The organism is Aliivibrio sp. 1S128 (assembly GCF_001691065.1).
In the GTDB taxonomy this organism is placed as follows: domain Bacteria; phylum Pseudomonadota; class Gammaproteobacteria; order Enterobacterales; family Vibrionaceae; genus Aliivibrio.
This window is the reverse complement of record NZ_MAJV01000101.1, coordinates 27,216-49,595: the sequence shown is the minus strand read 5'-3', so window position 1 is coordinate 49,595 and position 22,380 is coordinate 27,216. Positions and strand designations below refer to the sequence as shown.

The 22,380-nt window shown below is 39.9% G+C and carries 23 protein-coding genes; 6 read left to right on the top strand and 17 right to left on the bottom strand.

Translation table 11 applies throughout. From position 1 onward, the window contains the following. Window positions 1-53: 53 nt before the first annotated feature. The gene (gene glyA, locus A6E03_RS11520) at window positions 54-1,304 is read right to left on the bottom strand and encodes a serine hydroxymethyltransferase (protein WP_012549648.1); all 1,251 of its coding nucleotides are present in this window, start codon (window positions 1,302-1,304) and stop codon (window positions 54-56) included. A 328-nt stretch (window positions 1,305-1,632) separates the two neighbouring features. Between glyA and A6E03_RS11515 the strand changes: the two genes are divergently transcribed. Next, a complete protein-coding gene (locus A6E03_RS11515) occupies window positions 1,633-2,241 on the top strand; it encodes a YitT family protein (protein ID WP_065600908.1) in 609 nt (202 codons plus the stop codon). A 117-nt stretch (window positions 2,242-2,358) separates the two neighbouring features. Here A6E03_RS11515 and A6E03_RS11510 read toward each other — a convergent pair whose 3' ends face one another. From A6E03_RS11510 to A6E03_RS11455, 13 genes are all read right to left on the bottom strand, one after another. Continuing rightward, on the bottom strand, window positions 2,359-2,685 hold the full coding sequence (locus tag A6E03_RS11510; RefSeq protein ID WP_065592097.1) for an MliC family protein: 327 nt from the start codon (window positions 2,683-2,685) through the stop codon (window positions 2,359-2,361). A gap of 69 nt (window positions 2,686-2,754) precedes the next feature. Further along, window positions 2,755-3,723 carry an ABC transporter ATP-binding protein gene (locus A6E03_RS11505; protein WP_065600907.1) on the bottom strand — a complete coding sequence of 323 codons (969 nt, stop codon included), beginning with the start codon at window positions 3,721-3,723 and terminating at the stop codon, window positions 2,755-2,757. Further along, window positions 3,720-4,727, bottom strand: a complete 1,008-nt coding sequence (locus tag A6E03_RS11500) for an ABC transporter ATP-binding protein (protein WP_065600906.1) — start codon at window positions 4,725-4,727, stop codon at window positions 3,720-3,722. The genes A6E03_RS11505 and A6E03_RS11500 overlap by 4 nt, the downstream gene beginning before the upstream one ends. Window positions 4,728-4,813: 86 nt before the next feature. Then, complete coding sequence (locus A6E03_RS11495) at window positions 4,814-6,658, bottom strand: extracellular solute-binding protein (protein ID WP_141677269.1); 1,845 nt, start codon at window positions 6,656-6,658, stop codon at window positions 4,814-4,816. Between the two features lie 47 nt (window positions 6,659-6,705). Beyond that, window positions 6,706-7,749: an ABC transporter permease gene (locus A6E03_RS11490; RefSeq protein ID WP_176703475.1), complete on the bottom strand. Its 1,044-nt coding sequence runs from the start codon at window positions 7,747-7,749 to the stop codon at window positions 6,706-6,708. A gap of 11 nt (window positions 7,750-7,760) precedes the next feature. Continuing rightward, on the bottom strand, window positions 7,761-8,789 hold the full coding sequence (locus A6E03_RS11485) for an ABC transporter permease subunit (RefSeq protein ID WP_065592093.1): 1,029 nt from the start codon (window positions 8,787-8,789) through the stop codon (window positions 7,761-7,763). A 292-nt stretch (window positions 8,790-9,081) separates the two neighbouring features. Further along, window positions 9,082-9,249 carry a hypothetical protein gene (locus A6E03_RS20275; RefSeq protein WP_176703473.1) on the bottom strand — a complete coding sequence of 56 codons (168 nt, stop codon included), beginning with the start codon at window positions 9,247-9,249 and terminating at the stop codon, window positions 9,082-9,084. A 159-nt stretch (window positions 9,250-9,408) separates the two neighbouring features. Continuing rightward, a complete protein-coding gene (locus A6E03_RS11480) occupies window positions 9,409-10,140 on the bottom strand; it encodes a DUF3726 domain-containing protein (protein ID WP_065600905.1) in 732 nt (243 codons plus the stop codon). Further along, window positions 10,140-11,822 carry a hypothetical protein gene (locus tag A6E03_RS11475; protein ID WP_255310633.1) on the bottom strand — a complete coding sequence of 561 codons (1,683 nt, stop codon included), beginning with the start codon at window positions 11,820-11,822 and terminating at the stop codon, window positions 10,140-10,142. The genes A6E03_RS11480 and A6E03_RS11475 overlap by 1 nt, the downstream gene beginning before the upstream one ends. 122 nt (window positions 11,823-11,944) lie before the next feature. Next, window positions 11,945-13,519, bottom strand: a complete 1,575-nt coding sequence (locus A6E03_RS11470) for a BCCT family transporter (RefSeq protein ID WP_065592090.1) — start codon at window positions 13,517-13,519, stop codon at window positions 11,945-11,947. Between the two features lie 98 nt (window positions 13,520-13,617). After that, on the bottom strand, window positions 13,618-14,607 hold the full coding sequence (locus tag A6E03_RS11465) for a membrane dipeptidase (RefSeq protein WP_012549659.1): 990 nt from the start codon (window positions 14,605-14,607) through the stop codon (window positions 13,618-13,620). A 56-nt stretch (window positions 14,608-14,663) separates the two neighbouring features. Then, entirely contained in the window at window positions 14,664-16,127 is a 1,464-nt protein-coding gene (locus A6E03_RS11460) for an aldehyde dehydrogenase family protein (RefSeq protein WP_065600903.1), read from the bottom strand. Window positions 16,128-16,215: 88 nt separating this feature from the next. Beyond that, the gene (locus A6E03_RS11455; protein ID WP_218060167.1) at window positions 16,216-16,611 is read right to left on the bottom strand and encodes a RidA family protein; all 396 of its coding nucleotides are present in this window, start codon (window positions 16,609-16,611) and stop codon (window positions 16,216-16,218) included. Window positions 16,612-16,768: 157 nt separating this feature from the next. Here A6E03_RS11455 and A6E03_RS11450 point away from each other — a divergent pair, with 157 nt between their 5' ends. Next, the gene (locus A6E03_RS11450) at window positions 16,769-17,653 is read left to right on the top strand and encodes a LysR family transcriptional regulator (RefSeq protein WP_065600901.1); all 885 of its coding nucleotides are present in this window, start codon (window positions 16,769-16,771) and stop codon (window positions 17,651-17,653) included. Window positions 17,654-17,720: 67 nt separating this feature from the next. On the opposite strand, the gene gmhB is transcribed toward A6E03_RS11450, so the two are convergent. Continuing rightward, window positions 17,721-18,272 (bottom strand): D-glycero-beta-D-manno-heptose 1,7-bisphosphate 7-phosphatase, encoded by a 552-nt coding sequence (gene gmhB / locus A6E03_RS11445; protein WP_065600900.1) that lies wholly within the window; start codon window positions 18,270-18,272, stop codon window positions 17,721-17,723. Between the two features lie 241 nt (window positions 18,273-18,513). Here gmhB and metN point away from each other — a divergent pair, with 241 nt between their 5' ends. The 3 genes from metN to A6E03_RS11430 are packed head-to-tail and all read left to right on the top strand — an operon-like array spanning window position 18,514 to window position 21,066. Further along, window positions 18,514-19,548, top strand: a complete 1,035-nt coding sequence (metN, locus tag A6E03_RS11440; RefSeq protein WP_065600899.1) for a methionine ABC transporter ATP-binding protein MetN — start codon at window positions 18,514-18,516, stop codon at window positions 19,546-19,548. Beyond that, window positions 19,538-20,215 carry a methionine ABC transporter permease gene (locus tag A6E03_RS11435; RefSeq protein WP_065592083.1) on the top strand — a complete coding sequence of 226 codons (678 nt, stop codon included), beginning with the start codon at window positions 19,538-19,540 and terminating at the stop codon, window positions 20,213-20,215. Before metN ends, A6E03_RS11435 begins: the two co-directional genes overlap by 11 nt. A 41-nt stretch (window positions 20,216-20,256) precedes the next feature. Then, window positions 20,257-21,066 carry a MetQ/NlpA family lipoprotein gene (locus tag A6E03_RS11430; RefSeq protein ID WP_065592082.1) on the top strand — a complete coding sequence of 270 codons (810 nt, stop codon included), beginning with the start codon at window positions 20,257-20,259 and terminating at the stop codon, window positions 21,064-21,066. A gap of 62 nt (window positions 21,067-21,128) precedes the next feature. Here A6E03_RS11430 and ykgO read toward each other — a convergent pair whose 3' ends face one another. Then, complete coding sequence (ykgO, locus tag A6E03_RS11425) at window positions 21,129-21,266, bottom strand: type B 50S ribosomal protein L36 (protein WP_012549672.1); 138 nt, start codon at window positions 21,264-21,266, stop codon at window positions 21,129-21,131. Beyond that, the gene (locus A6E03_RS11420) at window positions 21,266-21,523 is read right to left on the bottom strand and encodes a type B 50S ribosomal protein L31 (RefSeq protein ID WP_065600898.1); all 258 of its coding nucleotides are present in this window, start codon (window positions 21,521-21,523) and stop codon (window positions 21,266-21,268) included. Before A6E03_RS11420 ends, ykgO begins: the two co-directional genes overlap by 1 nt. 146 nt (window positions 21,524-21,669) lie before the next feature. On the opposite strand from A6E03_RS11420, the gene tsaA reads away from it, so the two are divergent. After that, the gene (gene tsaA, locus A6E03_RS11415; protein WP_065600897.1) at window positions 21,670-22,368 is read left to right on the top strand and encodes a tRNA (N6-threonylcarbamoyladenosine(37)-N6)-methyltransferase TrmO; all 699 of its coding nucleotides are present in this window, start codon (window positions 21,670-21,672) and stop codon (window positions 22,366-22,368) included. The last annotated feature ends 12 nt before the right edge of the window (window positions 22,369-22,380 follow it).

Here is a 22,380-nt window from a genome sequence, read left to right as displayed (position 1 = left end):
AAAAGGCTAGCCCACAACAGGCTAGCCTTTCAAATTTAATGGTTCGAAAAGTGTTAAGCGTATACAGGTAAACGCTTACAAATTTCTAATACTTTCGCTTTTGTTGCTTCAATAACAGACTCATCGCCCATGTTGTCTAGAATGTCACACATCCAGCCAGCAAGGTTTTTCGCATCTTCTTCAGAGAAGCCACGACGAGTAATTGAAGGAGAACCAACACGGATACCAGAAGTAACAAATGGGCTACGTGGATCGTTTGGTACTGAGTTCTTGTTAACCGTAATGTTAGCTGAACCTAGTGCCGCATCTGCTTCTTTACCAGTGATGTCTTTATCAATTAAATCAACTAGGAATAGGTGATTTTCAGTAGAGCCTGAAACGATGTTGTAACCACGAGCAAGAAACTCAGCAACCATTGCTTTTGCATTGGCAACAACACGAACTTGGTATTCTTTAAATTCTGGTTCTAGTGCTTCTTTAAATGCCACCGCTTTACCAGCGATAACGTGCATTAGAGGGCCACCTTGACCACCAGGGAATACAGCTGAGTTCAGTTTCTTGTAAAGATCTTCGCCTTCGTTAGAAAGAATAAGACCACCACGAGGACCCGCCAATGTTTTATGCGTTGTTGTTGTTACTACATGAGCGTGTGGCACCGGGTTAGGGTAAACACCAGCAGCAATAAGACCCGCTACGTGAGCCATATCTACGAAGAAGTAAGCACCAACTTTGTCTGCGATTTCACGCATACGCGCCCAATCACATATTTGAGAGTAAGCAGAGAAACCACCGATGATCATCTTAGGTTTATGTTCTATTGCTAGCGCTTCCATTTCTTCGTAGTCAATTTGACCCGCTTCATCAATACCGTAAGGAATGATGTTATAAAGCTTACCTGAGAAGTTTACTGGAGAACCGTGAGTTAAGTGACCACCGTGAGCAAGGCTCATACCTAACACTGTATCGCCAGCGTTTAGTAGTGCCATGTAAACTGCGTTATTCGCTTGAGAACCAGAGTGTGGCTGTACGTTTGCGTATTCAGCACCAAACAATTCACATGCACGGTTAATAGCCAGTGTTTCTACTTTATCAACAAACTCACAGCCGCCGTAGTAACGCTTACCTGGGTAACCTTCTGCATATTTGTTTGTTAGTTGTGAACCTTGAGCTTCCATCACTCGTGGGCTAGTGTAGTTTTCAGAAGCAATCAGCTCGATATGCTCTTCTTGACGTACTGTCTCTTCCTGGATTGCTGCAAACAAGTCTGCATCGTAATCTGCAATGTTCATATCACGCTTAAGCATCTGTATCTCCTGACTCAGATAAATATAAAACCCAAAAATAGCCCAGTGACGCAAACGATTACGTCACTAGTCTTAACTGCAACGTATTCTACATAATTTGATCTGGATCAGATACCCTAAATAGTACTTTTCTTTGTTATTTCTGTTGAGGATTCCTCATTATCAACATGAAAGATACTCAAGAAGTGTCAATCTTTAGCTTTACACTATGTAAAGCGTTTACTACAAAACCAACACTGTATTTACCTACCAGTAATTGCTTAAATTCAGAATCACACTATTCTTGCGTGCATTATTTCATTGGTATTAGTAAACAGACTCAATTGTTATGGAAAAAATAAAACACACGCATAAGGAAGATGTCATTGCCATTTTGACTGGCACCTTTTTAGTTTCTCAAGGTATTTTCTTTTTACAAGCAGCTCAATTACTTACAGGTGGCACAACTGGACTGGCATTATTAATCAGTCAAATGAGTGGGATCAGTTTTGGTATTTTATATTTTGTATGTAACTTGCCGTTTTACGCTTTAGCTTGGCAGCGATTTGGAAAACGTTTTGCAGTAACCAGTTTAATTTCCGGCGGTCTTGTTTCTGTTATGACTGACCACTTAAATATGATGATTTCAGTTGATCATATCAATGATATTTACTGCGCTATTGCTGGTGGGTTATTAATGGGCTTAGGTATGCTGATCTTATTTAGGCACCGTTCAAGCCTTGGTGGCTTTAATGTTTTATGTCTACTTATCCAAGAAAAGTTTGGTATTTCAGTCGGTAAAGTTCAGATGGTTATCGACTTCTGTATTTTAAGTGCCTCTTTCTTTTTTATTACGCCGTGGCTATTGGCGATTTCTGTGCTTGGTGCCGTTGTATTAAATATTGTGCTTGCTATGAATCATAAACCAAATCGCTATATTGTGACTTACGGTTCATAACTTTAATAAAACTGATCCACATAAATAGTTACTCTGATATTGATGTGAATTGGTATAACACGCTGTCATAAAAAATGGCCATGTATCGCGATGATACGTGGCCATTTTCATTCATTATCATTTAATTACAGCACAGTTTTTCAATGCCACTCGACCAAGATCTAATCTGGCTTCTTCACCTTTTCCTTGAAAGGTAATTGCTGTACTCATATCCGGCATACCATCCTCTGAAATGTACTTCATACCAGATGCAGACACTGCTCGCTTCAATGCATAATCTTCTTTTGGTAATTGCAATAACGCATTATCTTCATTGAATGTAATCCGAAAACTTCGTCCCTCTTCACACTGATAATGAACAGGTTTTGCAGTTCCCATGTCAGGCATCTGGGATGAACACCCCGCGAGTACCCCAAAAGCAATCAATACGAGTAATTTTTTCATAATAGCCTCAGTTATTTTTTATTAACTATAGAATAAAATAGGTAAAAACAGATGTTCCAAAAAAGATATTTATTCATATAAATGGCAAGCAACTTCATGGCCTGCATTATTTAAAATCTGTCTTTTCGGTTCATCGGTAAAACATTGTTTTTCTGCTTTTGGACACCTTGTTGAGAATCGACATCCTTTTGGAGGATTGATTGGTGACGGTACATCCCCAATCAAAATAATTCGTTCTTTTCCTCTCAATCTAGGATGAGAAACAGGGATCGCGGATAATAGAGCCTCGGTATAAGGGTGCTTAGGCGCATGATAAAGTGTTTCAGCGTTACCATATTCAACAATCTTCCCTAGATACATTACAGCCACTTTATCTGAGATATGCTTAACCACGGAAAGATCATGGGCAATAAAAATCAGTGCGAGATTCATCTCTCGTTGTAAATCCAATAATAGATTCACAATTTGCGCTTGAACAGACACATCTAATGCAGATACCGACTCATCACACACAATCAACTTTGGTTTCAATGCTATCGCTCTTGCAATGCCAATACGTTGTTTTTGGCCACCTGAAAACTCATGAGGATAACGAGTCACAGCGCTTACTGGTAAACCGACTTTAATTAATAATTCTTCTACCCACTGTTTACGCTCTTCTTTTGAGCCGACGCCATGAATAACAAATGGCTCTTCCAAGATCATTTCAACGGTATGTCTCGGATTTAATGATTCAGTTGGATCTTGAAAGATAATCTGCATTTCTTGGCGAAGTGATCGCATGTCTTTATTTCCAAGATGAGTAATATCTTGTCCTTCAAAAAAAATACGACCCGCCGTTGGTTCAAATAACTTTAATAAACTGCGACCAAGGGTACTTTTACCACAACCAGACTCACCAACTAAACCCAGTGTTTCGCCTTTATTTACGCTTAAAGAAACACCATCAACCGCGTGAACGACATAGCCCTTATTAAAGATCCCTTTACCTGAGTAAAAATACTGTTTGAGATCATCTACTCTCAATAATTCACTCATTTTATCACCTCATTATTAGTCACTAATGCGTTGCTAAAATGACAACTCACTTGATGCAATAATCCAACTTCACTCATCACTGGCACTTCAGATTCGCACTTATCTTGCTTATATTTACAACGAGTAGAAAAACGGCAACCGCTTGGCATGTCACTTAAAGAGGGAACCGTACCTTGGATCGTTTCAAGTTCTGTTTTTGGTTGAAGGCTCAAACTTGGCATTGAAGACATTAAGCCTTTTGTATATGGGTGAGTTGGATTATCAAATAACTCAAAAATACCCGCTTGTTCAGCCACTCTTCCGGCATACATCACGACCACTTCATCACATATTTCAGCGACAACACCTAAATCATGAGTAATAAAAATAATCGACATGCCCGTTTCATCCTGCAGGTTTTTCATTAACTCTAAAATCTGGGCTTGAATGGTCACATCTAATGCCGTTGTCGGTTCATCACAAATCAAAATATCAGGCTCACAAGCGAGAGCAATAGCTATCATCACTCGTTGACGCATACCACCGGATAAATTATGTGGATATTCGTGCAATCGTGCTTCTGGAGACGGCATCCCCACTTTTTCAAGCATTTCGATGGAATACGCCAAGCGCTGCTTTTTATCTAAATCAGATCGGTGAAGTTCTAATACTTCATTAATTTGCTTCCCAATGGTGTGCACTGGATTTAATGCTGTCATTGGATCTTGGAATATCATTGAAATACGATTACCACGCATTTCATACAATTTCTCTGTGCTTAACTGGGTTAAGTCGGTTTCATCATAGAAAATACACCCGCTAACCACATTTCCGTAAGGCTTGGGAAGTAGTCCCATAATAGACATGGCGGTCACACTTTTTCCGCAGCCTGATTCACCCACAATACCAATTGTTTTTCCTTTAGGTACTTGAAAGCTAACACCATCAAGCACTCGAACTGTTCCATCGTCCGTTTGAAACTCTGTCACTAAATCTTCAACAGATAATACGATTTTCCTTTCCATATACATCTTCACTTTTATTATTATAATTTTGAGCGAGAAGATCCCTCTCCTCGCTTTTTCTCGTTCTATAAAGACTGATTTTAACGTTACAGTTTATAGGTATCATCGATAACAATAACTGGCTCAAACACCTTGCCGGATTTCATAGCCGCTTTCGTTTCTGTTTTTACAGCCGCATCAATCCAGAACGTACTGAATGTTTGAGAGAACCCCCAACCATGAAACAAATACCCCGTTTGCTTAGTCGCCATTTTTTCTGGCAACTTCATCCAACGCCAATAACCAGCTCGCGCATAAGGCACCATATACCCGGGAACGATGACATTTGCATCAGCAATGACTTGTTGAATATCTCGTGATAACGCACGCTTCTTATCTATATCAAATTCATTTTTAAATGAGTCGATCAAGGTATCTAATTCTAGTGACGAAAAATTAGTGAAGTGATTCGTTTGGGGTTTATTGGCATTATCTGAATGGAAGTATTCCCAATATGCAGGAATGTCACTGGTACCCATATTATGGAAAGAGATATCGTGTTTTTTCTCAAGTACATATTTAAACATACTTGACCCATCAATAAGATTAAGCTCGAGATCCAATCCCGCCTGTTTTGCTTGCTCCCTTAACACTGCGACACGTGGCGTAAAGGACTGTTGAGAATACGTCACAGCAAAGCTTAAACGTTCACCTTTATCATTAAGACGAATACCATCAGACCCTACCGTTGTAAAACCCGCTTTTTCAAAATATGTAATCGCTTTCTTCGCATCAAACTTAGGTGCTTTTAACTCTGTATTATCATAACCGGGATGACCAAATCCCATGCCATTTGGTTTACGAGAATAATCCCCACGCAACACCTTCTCTATCATCATGTCAAAATCCGTCGCATACATAATACCTTGACGGACATTGATATCATCTAACATAGGTTTTGACGTATTTAACCACAAACCTCCAGCACCAACTGCAGCTTGGTTATATACCCACGCTTTATGAATATAACCATTTTGATAGTTTTTCCCTTCTGATTTCTCATGCCATAAATCAGGTCGAACTAAATCAAACGCATCTAAATTGCCTTTTTCAAAATGTTTTAACGCTATGTCTGCATCACGGATCACCTTGATGTTGATTTTCTCTACGTTATAACGATTCTGATTGTATTTATTCTCGTAGCCCCACCACTCTTTACCTACGTGTTTAAAGGTAATGCTCTTCCCTTTTTTGATTTTATCGATGTAATAAGGCCCGGTAACCGGTTCTGGTTTAAAGTTGTATTTACGAACAAATTTATCTTCAATACCATCGTTATTGTCATCCACTTTTGGCGTTCCATAAAAATGCTCAGGACGCGGCATTAAGTTGGCATATTCAATAAGCTCATCACGGTTACGAGCTTTTGCTGACACAACGCCAATCGTGTGTTTATCAAACGTAATAATCTCATCAATTTCGTTGGTAAAAAAATCGTTATACCAAGGGGCAACAATGTCGGTTGAACGCATTAGCTTCAACATAAACTGATAATCATCCGCTGTGACTGGTTTACCATCACTCCATGTTGCTTTGGGATTTAACTTAAAGTAAACGGTTTTATTATCGTCCCCAAACGCCCATGATTGAGCCAAACCCGGTAACCATTCATTAGTATTAGGGTGTTTAATCAGTGGTGGTAAACTTGCTTCTAGGATCCATGCTCTGAATGAACCATTAGAATCTGGCCCAACCGTCCGAAACGTTTGAGGAAAACTCAAGGTATAGGTTCTAAAAGTACCACCAAACTCGGCTTGAGAAGAGGCAAATGTTGGCGCTGTATCGTTCGTCTGCCACTGTAAGTTTGCAGGAAGATCAGCCGAAAATACATTTACACTGAACAAAGCCGCGGTTGATACTGACAGTAATATCAGCCTCTTTTTTATCGTCATAAGTCCCTTCCTATTTATTATTTATTCCATTAAACGATTAAATGAAATTACTCATATCGCGTATGTTTCTTGGGATCAAAAGCTTCACGTATCCCCTCACCAATAAAAGTCACCATAATTAATACCGTAACAATAGCAGTCACAACAGAAGTCGCTATCCAAGGTGAATCTAAATTGGATTTACCTTGTTGTAGCAACTCTCCCCAACTTGGGGTTGGAGGCATAAGTCCTAATCCTAAATAATCCAAAGCGGTTAGTGCGGTGATATTGGCCACAATAGTGAAGGGGGCTAATGTCACAATCATGACCATCGTATTGGGTAAAATATGATGAAATAATATGCGTGAATTAGATGCCCCTAATGCTTTTGCTGCCATCACATATTCTCTGGATTTTTCTTTATAGGTCATGGTTCTCATATACCATGTCATTCCCATCCAGCCAAACATGACATTAATTAAGGTAAAGAGCATAAAGCTTGGTTTCATGATTGAGACTAATATCATGATGACGTATAAAAACGGCACCATAGACCAAATTTCAATAAAGCGTTGGAAGAACAAATCGAACTTTCCACCAAAGAAGCCCATCGCACACCCAACAGAAACCCCTATCGCATAAGAGATGACTAACGTAATAAGCGCAAAACCCATCGCTATCCTAAAACCATAGGTCAAGCGCGATAAAATATCTCGACCAATCGTGTCGGTGCCTAGGTAATGCTTGTCTTCAATGCTTGGTTCTGTTGGTGGAAAATCGCCAGAGAAATCTTGCTCGTAAGGATTCCAAGGTACTATAGGCATAATGACGAAGTTACCTTCACTTTCTTGTTCAAACTTAAGTTGTAATTCTCTGTAGTTGGCTTCATGTACATACCCTAAACCAAAGGTGTCTCCTGATTTCACATCACCATAAGTAGGGAAATGCCACTGACCTTGGTAGCTAACAAGCAAAGCTCTACTATTAACAAAAACTTCAGCAAAAATAGACAGTACCAATAACAAAGATAAAATTAGGAAAGACCAATAACCGCGTTTTATTCCTTTAAATCGTTGAACTTTCTTTTGCGTTAATGGACTTAAATTTAAAATAAACGACATAATTAAGCTCCAAATTTAACGCGCGGATCAACCGCTGCTACACAAATATCAGATAAAATATTACCAAGCATCAGCATGGTGGCATTAATGGCAAATAAGCCCATGACCACAGGGTAATCACGCTCCATTATCGCTTCATAACCTAGCAACCCAATCCCATCAATATTAAAAATAACTTCTATCAGAAATGACCCTGTCATAAAAAACATTAATGAATTACCAAAGTGACTAGCGACAGGAATTAAACTATTTCGTAATGCATGTTTACGCACTGCTTTTTTAAACGGCAACCCTTTTGCAATGGCTGTTCGTACATAATCAGCGGCTAAGTTTTCCATCAAATTATTCTTCATTGTCATGGTAAGTAACGCGAAATCACCAATGAGATAACAAAATAGAGGTAACACGGCATGCCACATAATGTCTTTTATTTGCTCAAAAGCACCGAAGTCATCAAAATCATCACCGACAAAGCCTCCCATTGGAAACCACTCTAGCTGATAGCTAAATAAACTAATGAGGAAAACACCAATGACATAACCAGGTAAGGCAAATCCGACAAAAATAGCAATAGAGGAGGTAGAATCAAGGATGGAACCATGTTTTAGCGCTTTTAAATAGCCAAGAGGAATAGAGATCATATAACTAAGTAGAAAGGTCATCCCTCCATAAAAAAGAGAAACAGGTAAGCGTTCAGCAATCATGTCCCATACGGGTTCGTAATAACGAGTTGATTCCCCTAAATCAAGAACAACTAATTTAGTTAACCAGTCGTAATAGGCTTCAAATACCGGTTTATCTAAACCATAGAAAGCATTTAACTCAGCGATTTGATCTTCAGATAGGGCATTATTACCATCGGTAACACTGCTGGTTCCACCCGTTTCAGAGCTCCCTTGCATTTGCAAACTCAAAAGCATTCGCTCTACTGGGCCACCAGGCACAAACCGTGTTAAGGCAAAAATAAGTAAGGTTATTCCGATAAATGTTGGGACAACCAATAAAAGTCGCCTGAGTAGATAAGATATCATCCGTGACTATTGCTCCATATCCAATTGCAGACTCCGCTGCTAGTACTAGCCAAATTAAATTTTCAGCTTAGTCTTATTTTTTATAATAATTTTATTAACTTAGCTCAATGATTAAATAACTACAAAGGTAAGGTTAGATAATGTAATCGAGTTAACAGTTTGCAGAATAGCGAAGGGATAGGAAAGGAAAAGGCTGTTTTTCGACGAGGATGGTTACAAAAGTTCCATAAAGTAGACCCTATTGGATTAAATTATCCTGAATAGGAAATAAAGCGTGCTTTAACGCAAAAAACTACTCAAAAGGAATTGCCGTTAAGTGCGCTAAGATATCTTGTTGCTGCTGTTCGGTAAGTTGATCCCACGTATTCACAGAATCATCCTGTTGATCGTTTTGAATAGGCAGTTTTTTACTTGGTTCTAAATCTGCAACCATATTGATCTTTGTATCTAACGAATTCATATAACCACCTCATCCTTAGTACCTACGTAAAGTGTAAGTAACCTTATGTACATTTGTAATGTAAACATACGAATAATTTGACTTAATTTTGAGACAAGCATAAAAAAGCACTCATTATTTATACCATGAGTACTTTTTATATTCATTAAATTTATATGACTAAACCAGCTCACCCGCACCGTTAAGAGATAGCTCACTATTTTCAACTAACATAGCCATTGCCGTTTGTTTTAAGATCTCCCAGTCAATGTCATCAACATCAATCCCATTACGCCATGAATCCTGTTGAGTCATGCTCAATTCAGTTGAATCAATATGAATGCTGTATCCTTTTGAATATTCCTCTACATTGAAATCTTTTACTGCTAATTCAATCGTCATATCATTAAGGTAAGGACTATTTAAAGCTACCTCATCAGATAAAAATAGGTCTGGAGCAACGCAACCTCTATTTAGGATATACCATGTTCTTTTCGGGCTAGTTCCATTTTCCCATTCCGCTTTACACGCAATGCCCTTTGCCGCTAATTTAACTAATTCACTGTACGCCAACCAACGGTTATGGCAGTTATTAAGCGTAATTGTTAATGCTTTTTTTCCTACCATTTTTTCAATCGCATAATCGACAATAACGGGTAAATGACACGCAACACTGCAACCATGTAAATCCACGATTAAATCACCAGAAGTTGCAATGGTTATATCTACAGGACAATCGTCCTCTGTAGTTAGGAATCGACTGGCATTATTAAAATGCTTTACTCCGTTTAAACCAACCATTTGCAGATCGGCTACCATATTCGCAATGATATCAGCCTCACCACACGTGCGTCTCATTCCCAGAAATGCCTTATTAGTTACTGCAACTAATTCATTATGTGACACGATCATTAGCTTTCTCCTTCGACTGGCAATAATGGGAATAGCCATTCACCATCATGAACTTCATCTAACAGTGGCGCGCCTTGAAAAAAAGTCACTCTCACCCAACGGTCTGATCGTGGATCAAATTTTGTTGCGCCAAAAACCGCTAATTTACAGCGTAATAAATGCATAGGTAAAGACGACTTATGTAGTACATTCATTTGAATATCCCCCATGGCCTTATGCCCTAATGTCCAGACTCTTCGTGCGATGGCGCGGTACTTTGGATGCTCAACTAAAAATTCAGCCAATGATAACGTCTTATCACATTTCAATAACGAATGATAAAGACGATAAACTTGTCGACCTATGTCTAATGGCAGCTCTCGATCTTCTCCCTTTTCTTTCCCTCTAATCCCTAATCGAGGTTCTTCTTTATCTTGTGAGCGATACCAAAACCAATAATTATTTTCTGGTTTAGTGAAGTCCGTTTTAATTGCCCATTGATAACAATTCTCTATAGTTACCCTTAAGTCTTGCACTTTTTTTCCACTTGGAAGGGAGAGTGTTTCACTACAGTTCATCTGTTCTTCAAACCTATCAACTAATTCTGGATTCACTTCCATCAAGCAAGACAACAGGATCTCTTGGGCTTCTAAACTCATACTGTGCGATTGAGTGACTACATCTTTCCACGTTAAACTCAGACCAAATACGTTATCTAAATTGTTCGTTAATTCTTTTAATTCAGAAACGGCGATATTATTAAGGTTATCTTGAGTTTCATTAATAGTCATCACCTGCTCTAGGTGCAGTACTGCTTTTTTCAACAAGTAATTTAGAGGTTCTTTCTTATTTAACGACACCCTATTATGCAGAACTTCAGCCAATGCCATTTCTCGAGCAAACATCCATTGGTCAACAATACAAGGATGGTTAATTAAATAGGGAGCCATCCCTAACCCTGTGGCATTTCCTACCCCAAGGTAGCGTTGCAATTGGCGATCTAAATAAACGGCGTCTTCTCCGCCTTGTTCAGTTGCTAAGTAATGCACCCAATCTAAGCTGAATTGACGCAATAAATAAACGGCACACATTTGCGCACTAAACGACTGATTAAAGTCAGCGTTATTTTCCAATAATTTAAAATCGGCAATGCCAAACTTTCCATTACCATACACCGCGGTAGTTCTAAGAATATAACCGACTTCAGCCAACTCTTTCTGGTTAGGTTGATCTCCTTTCGCTAGATGAGAAACAAGATGTTCAAAGACTCGTACACTTTTATTTGCTCTTGCTAACACCAAGACATTATTAGGGTTTCTTCCTGCTTCTTGTAATGGCACATTGGCTTTTAATCGACTTAATAAATCGACATTGACTTCCCCAAGAACCAAAGCAAACGTTACATCCCATTTTTCGGCGATAACACGATCATTACGTTCTTCATCTGCAATTTCGTCACAAAAAACAACCAAATGATACGTATCATTCGGTGTCACTAATTTATAAATAACATAACCAAAACCTTGTGGTGATAATTGCCATTCATGCTTAGTGACTTGCCACTCTTGCTGTGCCATTTTGCGTATTAAGCTACGAACAAAACTGATTCTATTTTGGTGCATTGCACCCAGTCTTTCTGGCGCCATTACAATTTCAGGTTTACGCAAATGAGTTTCAGCGTACGTTGAACGATGTGCATCCATGTTGCTCACCACCATTTCTAATTATAGGTGTATTAATAGGGGCTCTTTTATTAGAATTTAGTTCATGATTAGAGCCAAGTTGAGCGGCAAACACCGCTCTTGCTTCACGTTATTGGATGGGTTTACAACCCTTGTTCTTTTGCCATCTTAATGGCGATCCGTGGTGCATCCCAAAGTGAGGGCAACAAGATTAAAGAGACAGGAACAGCGGTAATGACAATGAAGGATTGCAATGCTGATATACCACCAGATCCAAGAGAGATAAGGATTAATGCCGTTACCCCCATCATCACGCCCCAAAAGGTTCTGATAATGGCATTTGGCTCTGTTTCTCCACTGATAACCACACTGATGGTGTATGTCATCGAGTCACCCGTGGTCACAATAAAGATGGTGGTTAAAATTAGAAATAGGATTGACGTTACCATTGGCATTGGCAATTGAGAGGTCACGGCCAATAAAGCCCCCGGTAAGTTAAACCCTTCAAAAGCCGAACTCACACTGCCTGGATTCGCAATTTCAAAAGCCAATCCTGAACCACCGACTATCGTGAACCAAAAGCACGTCACAAGCGGTGCAATAATACTAATGGTAGAGATCAATTGGCGAATACTGCGACCGCGTGATATGCGAGCAATAAAGATCGCCATCATTGGTCCGTACCCTAAGAACCATCCCCAGAAAAATACCGTCCACCAACTTAACCAGCCTTCATCACCACGATAGGTTGCCATAGGAATGAAATTATCAATCATGCTGCCCACCCCTTGGATGTAGCCATTGACGATAAAGTTAGTTGGACCAAAAAGAAGCACATAAATCATCAATGCTGACGCTAAAATAACGTTATAACGGCTAAGCATTTGCATACCACGATTCAAACCACTTAACGCAGAAATCGTGTATAGAGCGATAGCGAATAATATGATGATGAGCTGTGTGGTAAAACCATCTGGTATATCAAACAGAGCATTTAACGCATAGCTCACCTGTAGACCTAAGAAACCAATCGGACCAATTGTCCCTGCCGCAACCGCCACAATACAACACGCATCAATCAATGCACCGGTGTGGCCAGTCAGTACGCGTTTACCAAAGAGAGGATAAAGTAAAATTCTCGGTTTAAGCGGTAACCCTTTGTCATAATGAAGATGCATAACAACAATGGACGTTAAGCTCCCCACTATTGCCCATGCTAAGAATCCCCAATGCATAAAAGATTGTGATAACGCATTAACTGCCGCTTGTTGTACGTTCTCTTGCGCGCCATATAATGGTGGTGCACTAACAAAATGAGCTATCGGCTCAGCCGCAGCCCAAAACACGCCTCCACCCGCTAATAAAGTACAAAAGATGATCGCCATCCAACGGAATCCGTCCATTTCAGGTTTATCTATTCCCCCCAAAATAACTCGACCAGTACGTCCTGCTGCCAACCCTAAACCAATTAGGAATGTCAGTAATAATAAGATTTGCCAATAAGGACCAAAGACACTCACTGCCCATGCAAATCCACTATTAACAATGGTCGACAGTAATTCAGCATTCACTAACGCAAGTGAGACAAATAAAGCGATAAAACCACCGCTATACCATAAAGCGGGGTTATCGAGCCCCAGTTTTTCTGCCGTGGATTCATTCTCTTTTATTGACGAATTCTTGCTTGAACTTTTCATGTTATCGGTTACATCAGACATACTCTGACTCCAGTATTCAATTTGCAGCTGCAAAGGTGTGCTTGCTACCTACCCTATTATTGTTGTATTGAGTAGGCGCTCCATGTATGGGTTTCGTTTTACGAAATAGGCTCTAGTCCTTGTTTTAAAAAGTTAAACCAGTTTTCACCCAGTACTTTTCCGGCCTCAGATTCACTGAATCCATGACGCATTAATCCGTTGTAGATATTTTCCATTCCTGCACTGCCACAAAACCATGGGAGAGCATCGGGCCATCCTGAATTACTGGCGGACCCCTCTCCATAATTCATCGCTTTTGACCAACGACCATTACGCATCCATTCCAACACTTCTTGTGGTTGGTTTAAGCACAAATCACTGCCAATACCTAAATGTTCTATTCCGACCATATCGGCAGTTGTTGCTACCATTTGGCAAAAATCATCTAGGCTACATTGACTGCCATTTGGCAAATGAAATGGATATAAACTAAAACCAAGTAGTCCACCACGTTCTGCTAATGCTTTAATTACCGTGTCTGATTTATTACGTAATGCATCATGAGCAAAAGAAGGATTGGCATGACTAATACAAATAGGGCGTGACGATAAATCAATTGCTTCAAGCGTTGAACGCTCTGCACTGTGAGACATATCGACGATCATCCCTACGCGGTTCATCTCTTCAATCACTTGCTGACCAAAACGAGTAATACCAGTATCATTTTTTTCATAACATCCCGTCGCGAGTAGACTTTGGTTGTTATAGGTCAATTGCATGATGAGCAACCCTTGTTGACGCATGACTTCAACTAAGCCAATTTCATCATCAATCGGAGAGCAGTTTTGCGCACCAAAGAAAATACCCACCTTGCCTTCCGCTTTCGCCAATTCAATATCCGCCATTGAATAGACAGGCATTATAAGATCGGCATTTTGCTCAAAGCGTAAGTTCCACTCAGCAAAACGACTCAACGTTTCTCGTGCGTTTTCGTGGTACACCATGGTGGCATGAACCGCTGTAATGCCACTGGCTTTTAGAGTCTGAAAATACTCTCTATCCCAATTGCAGTATTGCAAACCATCGATAACAATCCGTTGTTGATACATAACACGCTCCTTATTTCATTTCGGTTTCATCTAGTTGAGTAGATTTTCCATCCATTTTAATAAGGACGTTGATAAGCCGTTTTCACTACCGTATAAAATTCTTTTGCGTATTGGCCTTGCTCTCGTGGACCAAAGCTTGATTCTTTACGACCGCCAAATGGAACATGATAATCCGTACCTGCGGTTGGTAAGTTGACCATGACACAGCCCGTTTGAGCTTGTTGTTTGAATAACGCACTGGTACGTAAACTTTGCGTAATAATGCCGCCGGTTAACCCAAAACGAGTATCATTGGTGGTCGCAATCGCTTCTTCTAAATCAGCCACTCGGATCACACTCGCCATTGGTGCAAACACTTCTTCTTGGTTCACTTCCCATTTATTATCGGTATTAATAAACAGCGTTGGCGACATGTAATAACCTTCATGCTCAAGATTTAAACGCTCACCACCAAAGGCCAATTCCGCACCACTTTGACGTGCGTTTTCCATCCAACCAAAGTTCGCATCCAGTTGATTACCATCAACTACCGGTCCCATGAATACGCCTTCTTCCAATGCATGCCCCACTTTAAGTTGGCTCATTCGTTTGATTAACGCTTCAACGTACGCATCATGAATGCCATCCATAACAACCAAACGAGATGACGCGGTACATTTTTGACCCGCACCAGAGAATGAACCCGCAATAGTGGCTTCAACCGCAATGTTAATATCAGCATCATCTGCAATAACGAGTGCATTTTTACTGCCCATTTCTAGCTGACAACGCACAAAGTTTGGAGCGGTTGCTGTTGCCACTTTACGACCAGTATCAACAGAGCCTGTAAAGCTCACACCGTTTATCTCTTTTGAGTTAATCAGTGCATTACCAACTTGAGAACCATTGCCTAGCACCAGATTGAACGTCCCTTCTGGTAAACCTTGGCGGTGAATAATTTCAGTTAATGCCACGGCACTTGCAGGCGTTAGATTTGCAGGCTTCCAAATGACGCTATTACCAAACGCCAATGCTGGTGCAATTTTCCAAGCTGCGGTTGCTGTTGGGAAATTCCAAGGCGAAATAACCGCAATCACCCCAACGGCTTCACGCGTCACTTCAACAGAAACACCTGGTCTTACAGAATCAGCACTGTCTCCGATTTGACGTAACACTTCAGCAGCAAAATATTGGAAGAACTGACCCGCACGATAAATCTCACCACGACCTTCCATAAAAGGCTTACCTTCTTCACTCGAAAGTAAACGGCCTAATTCATCACAACGTGCAATTAACTCATCACCAATCGCTTGTAATACGGCTTGCTTACGCTCTAGTGGTGTTCTTTCCCACTCAGGTTGTGCTTTTTTGGCCGCTGAAATCGCATCTTGAACTTGGCTTTCACTGGCTTGAGCAAAATGACCTAAATGCTGCGTAATATCTGATGGATTAATGTTCGCAATCGTACTGATGCCTGATTGCCATTCTCCGCCGATGTATAGTGATTTTTCTGCTTGAATATTTTGTGCTTGAACTGTCATGCTATCTTCCTTGTTCTAAGATTATTGCTTTTAAAAATAAACAATAAAAAACGAATTCTTTGATATTTAATAAGATAAAGCGTTGGGCTTATTCTGATCCGACTGCGGCATAAACAACAAACTCAACCAACATTTCTTCACGGGCTAACCCTGCCACAATCATTGCAGCACGGTTTGGATAAGGGGCATTAAAGTACTCTGCATACACTTTATTTACGGTGGCGAGATACTCTCTGTCAGTGACATAAATCAATACTTGCAGAACAGAATCTAATGACTCTCCCGCACACTCTAATGTATGAACTAAATTATCTAGAGTTTGACGCGCTTGCGCTTCAATGCCCCCTTCAACAACGACTCCTGATTGATCAATAGGTATCTGAGCCGTATATAAAGTGCCGTTATTTACCATTGCCCACTCAAGAGGTGCTTTTGACGCAAATAGCTCGGTTTTTACTGCATGCTTTTTCATTTTAGTCGTCACTCTCTCATTCGTCATGTAATAACAATGTTTCAATATAGTTAAATAATGCACATTGACAGATGATAAATCTAACGGTAAATTTTTTACATTCGATAAGAAAAACTAATCACTTTAGTAAGAATTCGATAAATAAAGGGCTGGCAAGGGGGGAGGATAAATGAGTATCAAACTACAACAATTGAAACACTTTACTTTAGTCGTAGAAGAAGGAGGCTTTCGCGCTGCATCAAATCGTGCAAATCGTTCTCAAGCGGCGTTATCAACTTCAATTAAAGAACTTGAACGTATTTTAGAGCAACCTTTATTTGAAGCCGGTAATAAATCTAAATTAACCCCTTTTGGAGATATCTGCTTTCCTAAAATAAAACAGTTCTTAGGCGTTTATGAACAGCTAACCAACGATTTACGAGCCGATGCGGCAGGCCAACAAGGACGGGTCCGTATCGCAAGTGTTCCTTCTGTTGCTGCAAAATTAATCCCGAGTGTACTGGGGGCGTTTAGTGAGAAGTACCCAAATGTGGAAGTCAGTTTAATTGATGATAATGCCGCCGCTGTTGAAGCAAGGTTATTATCTGGCGAAGTCGATTTAGCGTTAGGGAATTACTCACAATTAGAAGAGGAAGCGATTCACTTTACTCCGCTTATCGCCGATCCTATTGGTGTGGTGTGCTTAAAAGATCATCCGATTGCCGATAACCTCGACGGTGTTGAATGGCAGGCATTACTCTCATACCCTTTTATTAAGAACGGGACTTGTTCTTTACTTAATTCCACTCCTGCTCACGTACTCAGTGAACAGGCCCTCTACTCTGTAGAGAATATCACCTCATTGTTTTCAATATTAGAACTCGGTATTGGAATTACGACCTTACCTAAATTAGCCTTCCCAACCAATGAAACCCGTTTAGTCTGGATCCCTTTGATTGATCCCCCACTAGAACGACAAATTGGAATATTTCAGTTAGCAGGCAGAACCATCTCACCACAAGCTCAGCAATTCTACGAACTGTGCGTTGAGTACTTAAATTATCAAGAAGTATAATCAATAAAAAAGCCCACAAACTAAAAGTCTGTGGGCTTTCTAAAATGAAGTCGTGTGCTTTATTTAATTAAGCAAACAAAAACTTAGGCACATCAGCAATGCTATCAAGTACCGTCGTCGCTAACGCTTCACCTTCTTCTGTTACTGGCTTACCAGTACGAACAAGAATACGAGTACCAACACCCGCCGCTTGTGCAGCCATCATGTCTTCTTTCTTATCACCAATCATCACAGAGTTTTCCATGTCGATGTCTAAGAACGTTTGAGCAGACATAAACATACCTGGATTTGGTTTACGGCAATCACATTCTTCCTTGTATCTTTCAACCGTTGCTTCTGGGTGATGCGGGCAGTAATAGATACCATCAAAATCGATATCATTTTCTGCAAAGTTCCAATCCATCCACTCTGTCAGTGTTTCAAATTGCTCTTCTGTAAATATGCCACGAGCAATGCCTGATTGGTTTGTTACCAATACAAGTAGGTAACCCATGTCTTTGCATTTTTTAACAGCATTAAATACACCATCAATGTATTCAAAGTCATCACGTTTATGAACATAGCCACGATCAACGTTAATCACGCCGTCTCTATCAAGGAATACTGCTGGTTTAGACAAGGTGAAACCCTCTATATAATCAAATCGGTTAATAAAAAATTATCTCACGCTTTTTGCTTCTTAGCATCTTATTTATACGTTTAGCCGTCTAGACGTAAAAATATCTATTGACTTAAATCAATATCCGAAATAGCATCAGTAGGATATAAAAAATGAGAGATCGCTCAGATTTTTTAACCTTTGCTCTCTTTCTATTTACATTAGCTCCCTATTTTACAAAAAATGCAGTTCAAGGCGAATCATGATTGAAATAAACCGCGTTAATAAGGTGTTTTATCAAGGCGCAAAGGAAATTAATGCCCTTAAAGATATTAACCTTCACATTGCCCAAGGCACCATCTTTGGTGTAATAGGCTCATCAGGTGCAGGGAAAAGTACACTGATACGCTGTGTAAACATGCTAGAGAAGCCAACTAATGGTGAAGTTATTGTTGATGGTGTTGATTTAACTAAGCTGTCTTCAAGCGAATTGAGTAAAGCTCGTCGTAATATTGGGATGATCTTCCAACACTTTAATCTTTTAGCTTCACGAACTGTATTTGATAACGTGGCTCTTCCCCTAGAGTTGGCGGGTAAATCAAAACAAGACATTAACAAGAAAGTGACTGAGCTATTAGAGCTAGTCGGCTTGACTGATAAGCATCACACTTACCCTGCTAATTTAAGCGGTGGTCAAAAACAACGTGTTGCTATTGCACGCGCACTGTCTACAGACCCTAAAGTGCTGTTATGCGATGAAGCAACCAGTGCGCTTGATCCTGCGACCACAAAATCTATTTTAGAGCTAATCAAAGATCTAAATCGCAAACTAAGCATCACGATTTTAATCATCACTCATGAAATGGAAGTCGTAAAAAACATCTGTCATGAAGTGGCTATTATCGGTGATGGTGAGTTAGTAGAAAAAGGCATAGTGAGTGATATTTTTGCTCATCCTAAAACCAAACTGGCTCAAGAGTTTATTCGTGCGACATTAGATTTATCGATTCCTGATGATTTCAAAGCTCGCTTGCAAGATAATTATGTTGAAGGCAGCTATCCTCTTATGCGTTTAGAGTTTACTGGCGCCACCGTTGATGCCCCTGTTATCAGCCAGATCTCGCGTGAATTTGATATTGATATTAGCATTCTAAGTTCTGATATTGACTACGCAGGCGGCGTTAAATTCGGCTTAATGCTTGCTGAAGTATTTGGTAATCAAGACTCAACCAATCAAGCGATTGAATTCTTACGTAATCATCATGTAAAAGTAGAGGTGTTAGGTTATGTCATTTGATGTGATTTCTGCATGGCTTGATTTAAACAGCAAGCTACTATTAAACGCAACCGGCGAAACGCTTTATATGGTTACTGTTGCAGGTATTGTGGGCTTTGCTATTGGGATCCCTCTTGGTGTTATTTTACATATCACCAAAAAAGGTGGCTTAATGGAAAACACCACATTCAATAGTGCACTTGGCGCGGTTGTTAACGTGGGCCGTTCAGTGCCTTTCTTGGTTCTAATGGTTGCCATTATTCCAGTAACAAAATTGATTGTTGGTAGCTTTATTGGTACGACTGCGGCGATTGTTCCATTAACGATTGGAGCGATCCCATTTGTGGCTCGTCTGATTGAAGGCGCATTAATTGAAGTACCAAGTGGCTTAGTTGAAGCAGCACAATCAATGGGTGCAACACCACTACAAATTATTACTAAAGTATTGCTTCCTGAAGCACTACCAACAATCTTAAATGCGGTAACTATCACACTAGTAACGCTGGTTAGCTACTCTGCAATGGCAGGTACAGTTGGCGGTGGTGGTCTGGGTGATGTTGCTATTCGATATGGTTTCCACCGTTATGATTTAACCATCATGGCTGTGACCGTTGTTATGCTGATTGTTTTGGTGCAAATCATTCAATCTGTAGGTGATGCTTTAGTTAAAAAAGTTGATCATCGTTAATCTAATTTTTATATATGGAATTCATTTTTAAGGAGTAAATAATGAAATTTAACATTAAAACACTGGCCGCGGTTGCTGGTCTAGCATCAACACTAATTCTAACTGGTTGTGGCCAAGAAGAAACAAACACAAACCTAATTAAAGTAGGTGTTATGGCGGGTGCTGAAGCTCAAGTTGCAGAAGTAGCAGCTAAAGTTGCAAAAGAACAATACGGTCTCGATGTTGAGCTAGTCACATTTACCGATTACGTAACACCAAACGCGGCGTTGGATGATGGTTCTATCGACTTAAATGCATTCCAACACAAGCCATACCTTGATCAACAAGTGGCTGACCGTGGTTACAAAATTGAAGTTGCTGGTAATTCATTTGTTTACCCAATTGCAGGTTACTCTAAGCAAGTAACGTCGGTTGACCAAATTGAAGATGGTGCGCGTATTGCTGTACCAAACGATCCAACTAACCTTGGTCGCTCTCTTCTTCTGCTTCAAGAACAAGGCCTAATCACATTACGTGATGGTTCTGGTCTTGCTGCAACGGTTCGTGATATTACCGCTAACCCTAAAAACATCACAATTGTTGAGTTAGATGCTGCGCAACTTCCTCGTTCTCTTGATGATGTTGCTCTATCTGTAATCAACACAACTTACGCAAGTAGTCTGAACCTTACACCAGAGAAAGATGGCATCTTTGTTGAAGATAAAGAATCTCCATACGTAAACTTAATTGTTGGCCGTACTGATAACGTAAATACTGATAACGTAAAAACGTTTGTTAAAGCGTACCAATCAGACGAAGTTTACCAAGCTGCTCTAAAAACATTTAAAGGCGGCGTAGTTAAAGGTTGGTAATTCCTCTTTTAACTTAATCAAACCTAAAAAGGTTGGCAGTGATGCCAACCTTTTTTTATATCTTACTTTTTCTTTTTCCCTTGAACCGCTTTAAATCGAGGATTAGTTTTACAAATAACAAAAACTCGCCCTTTTCGCTTTACGATTTGACAATCTTTATGTCTAGATTTAGCACTTTTCAATGAGCTTAATACTTTCATTATACTTTCCCTTTTAATGCACCAAATCGACGATTGAAGTTTGCAACTCGACCTTCAGTGGATACCACTCTTTGCTCACCGGTATAAAATGGGTGTGATTCAGAAGAGATATCTAATGTCATATAAGGGTATTCCTTACCATCTTCCCATGTCATTTTTCTATCTGTCTGCAATGTAGATCCAATAAGGAAGTATTTATTCACACTCGTATCGTGGAAAATAACCTTTCTGTATGTTGGGTGAATACCTTCTTTCATCTTTTTCTCTCTCTAATAAGTTGTCATCAATTGTTATGTTATAACATAACAATTGGTAATTGCGAACTATTATCATATAAAGTAAAAAAGTGACTGTTCATTAGTTATGATAAAATTCATTTATCTTCACCGTTGAGCTTACATAAATGACTTATCACATCGATCCTGTTGGTTTTATCCAGTCACCTTACAAAGAGAAATTTGCCGTTCCTCGTCAACCTCGCTTAGCGCCTAGTGCCACATCTCGCCTAAAATTGGTGGGGGATGCTAACTCACCTGAATCCGTGCGTGCTATTGAGCAATTTTCACACTTATGGCTGTTATTCTTATTTGACCAAAACTTAGAGGCGGGATGGAGGCCAACGGTTCGTCCGCCACGTTTAGGTGGCAACGAACGTATTGGCGTATTTGCTTCACGAGCGACCTTTCGCCCTAATGGTATTGGCATGTCGGCGGTCGAATTAAAAGGTGTAGTTCAAGAAGGTAATCAAACGTATTTAGAGTTAGGCAGTGTTGATTTAGTGGATAACACGCCGATTATCGACATCAAACCTTACATCCCTTATTCCGATTCTATCCCTGATGCTTTAGGTGGTTTTGCCGAAAAGGAACCCGATGTTCTTGATGTGTATTTATCAATAGAGGCACAAAAATCACTTAGTTCACACCCACAAAAAACACATATTGAAGCGGTGATAAAAGAAGTGCTTGGGCAAGATCCTCGTCCTGCTTACAAAAAAGGAAAGGCAGATACTAAGGAATACGCGGTAAATCTGTTTGATTTGAACGTAAAATTCATTGTTGATAGCAATTCCATTACGGTAACTGCAATTGATCGCTTTTGAGATCGCTTTTAG

What these genes read in the sequence shown, in the direction of transcription:
- A6E03_RS11505 (WP_065600907.1), bottom strand. Translation starts at nt 3,723, where the DNA reads ATGAGTGAATTATTGAGAGTAGATGATCTCAAACAGTATTTTTACTCA.
- A6E03_RS20275 (WP_176703473.1), bottom strand. Translation starts at nt 9,249, where the DNA reads ATGAATTCGTTAGATACAAAGATCAATATGGTTGCAGATTTAGAACCA.
- A6E03_RS11480 (WP_065600905.1), bottom strand. Translation starts at nt 10,140, where the DNA reads ATGATCGTGTCACATAATGAATTAGTTGCAGTAACTAATAAGGCATTT.
- A6E03_RS11420 (WP_065600898.1), bottom strand. Translation starts at nt 21,523, where the DNA reads ATGAAAGAAGGTATTCACCCAACATACAGAAAGGTTATTTTCCACGAT.
- metN (WP_065600899.1), top strand. Translation starts at nt 18,514, where the DNA reads ATGATTGAAATAAACCGCGTTAATAAGGTGTTTTATCAAGGCGCAAAG.
- A6E03_RS11515 (WP_065600908.1), top strand. Translation starts at nt 1,633, where the DNA reads ATGGAAAAAATAAAACACACGCATAAGGAAGATGTCATTGCCATTTTG.
- A6E03_RS11450 (WP_065600901.1), top strand. Translation starts at nt 16,769, where the DNA reads ATGAGTATCAAACTACAACAATTGAAACACTTTACTTTAGTCGTAGAA.
- A6E03_RS11485 (WP_065592093.1), bottom strand. Translation starts at nt 8,789, where the DNA reads ATGATATCTTATCTACTCAGGCGACTTTTATTGGTTGTCCCAACATTT.
- ykgO (WP_012549672.1), bottom strand. Translation starts at nt 21,266, where the DNA reads ATGAAAGTATTAAGCTCATTGAAAAGTGCTAAATCTAGACATAAAGAT.
- A6E03_RS11430 (WP_065592082.1), top strand. Translation starts at nt 20,257, where the DNA reads ATGAAATTTAACATTAAAACACTGGCCGCGGTTGCTGGTCTAGCATCA.
- A6E03_RS11475 (WP_255310633.1), bottom strand. Translation starts at nt 11,822, where the DNA reads ATGGATGCACATCGTTCAACGTACGCTGAAACTCATTTGCGTAAACCT.
- A6E03_RS11510 (WP_065592097.1), bottom strand. Translation starts at nt 2,685, where the DNA reads ATGAAAAAATTACTCGTATTGATTGCTTTTGGGGTACTCGCGGGGTGT.
- A6E03_RS11495 (WP_141677269.1), bottom strand. Translation starts at nt 6,658, where the DNA reads ATGACGATAAAAAAGAGGCTGATATTACTGTCAGTATCAACCGCGGCT.
- A6E03_RS11435 (WP_065592083.1), top strand. Translation starts at nt 19,538, where the DNA reads ATGTCATTTGATGTGATTTCTGCATGGCTTGATTTAAACAGCAAGCTA.
- A6E03_RS11460 (WP_065600903.1), bottom strand. Translation starts at nt 16,127, where the DNA reads ATGACAGTTCAAGCACAAAATATTCAAGCAGAAAAATCACTATACATC.
- A6E03_RS11470 (WP_065592090.1), bottom strand. Translation starts at nt 13,519, where the DNA reads ATGTCTGATGTAACCGATAACATGAAAAGTTCAAGCAAGAATTCGTCA.
- A6E03_RS11500 (WP_065600906.1), bottom strand. Translation starts at nt 4,727, where the DNA reads ATGGAAAGGAAAATCGTATTATCTGTTGAAGATTTAGTGACAGAGTTT.
- glyA (WP_012549648.1), bottom strand. Translation starts at nt 1,304, where the DNA reads ATGCTTAAGCGTGATATGAACATTGCAGATTACGATGCAGACTTGTTT.
- A6E03_RS11465 (WP_012549659.1), bottom strand. Translation starts at nt 14,607, where the DNA reads ATGTATCAACAACGGATTGTTATCGATGGTTTGCAATACTGCAATTGG.
- tsaA (WP_065600897.1), top strand. Translation starts at nt 21,670, where the DNA reads ATGACTTATCACATCGATCCTGTTGGTTTTATCCAGTCACCTTACAAA.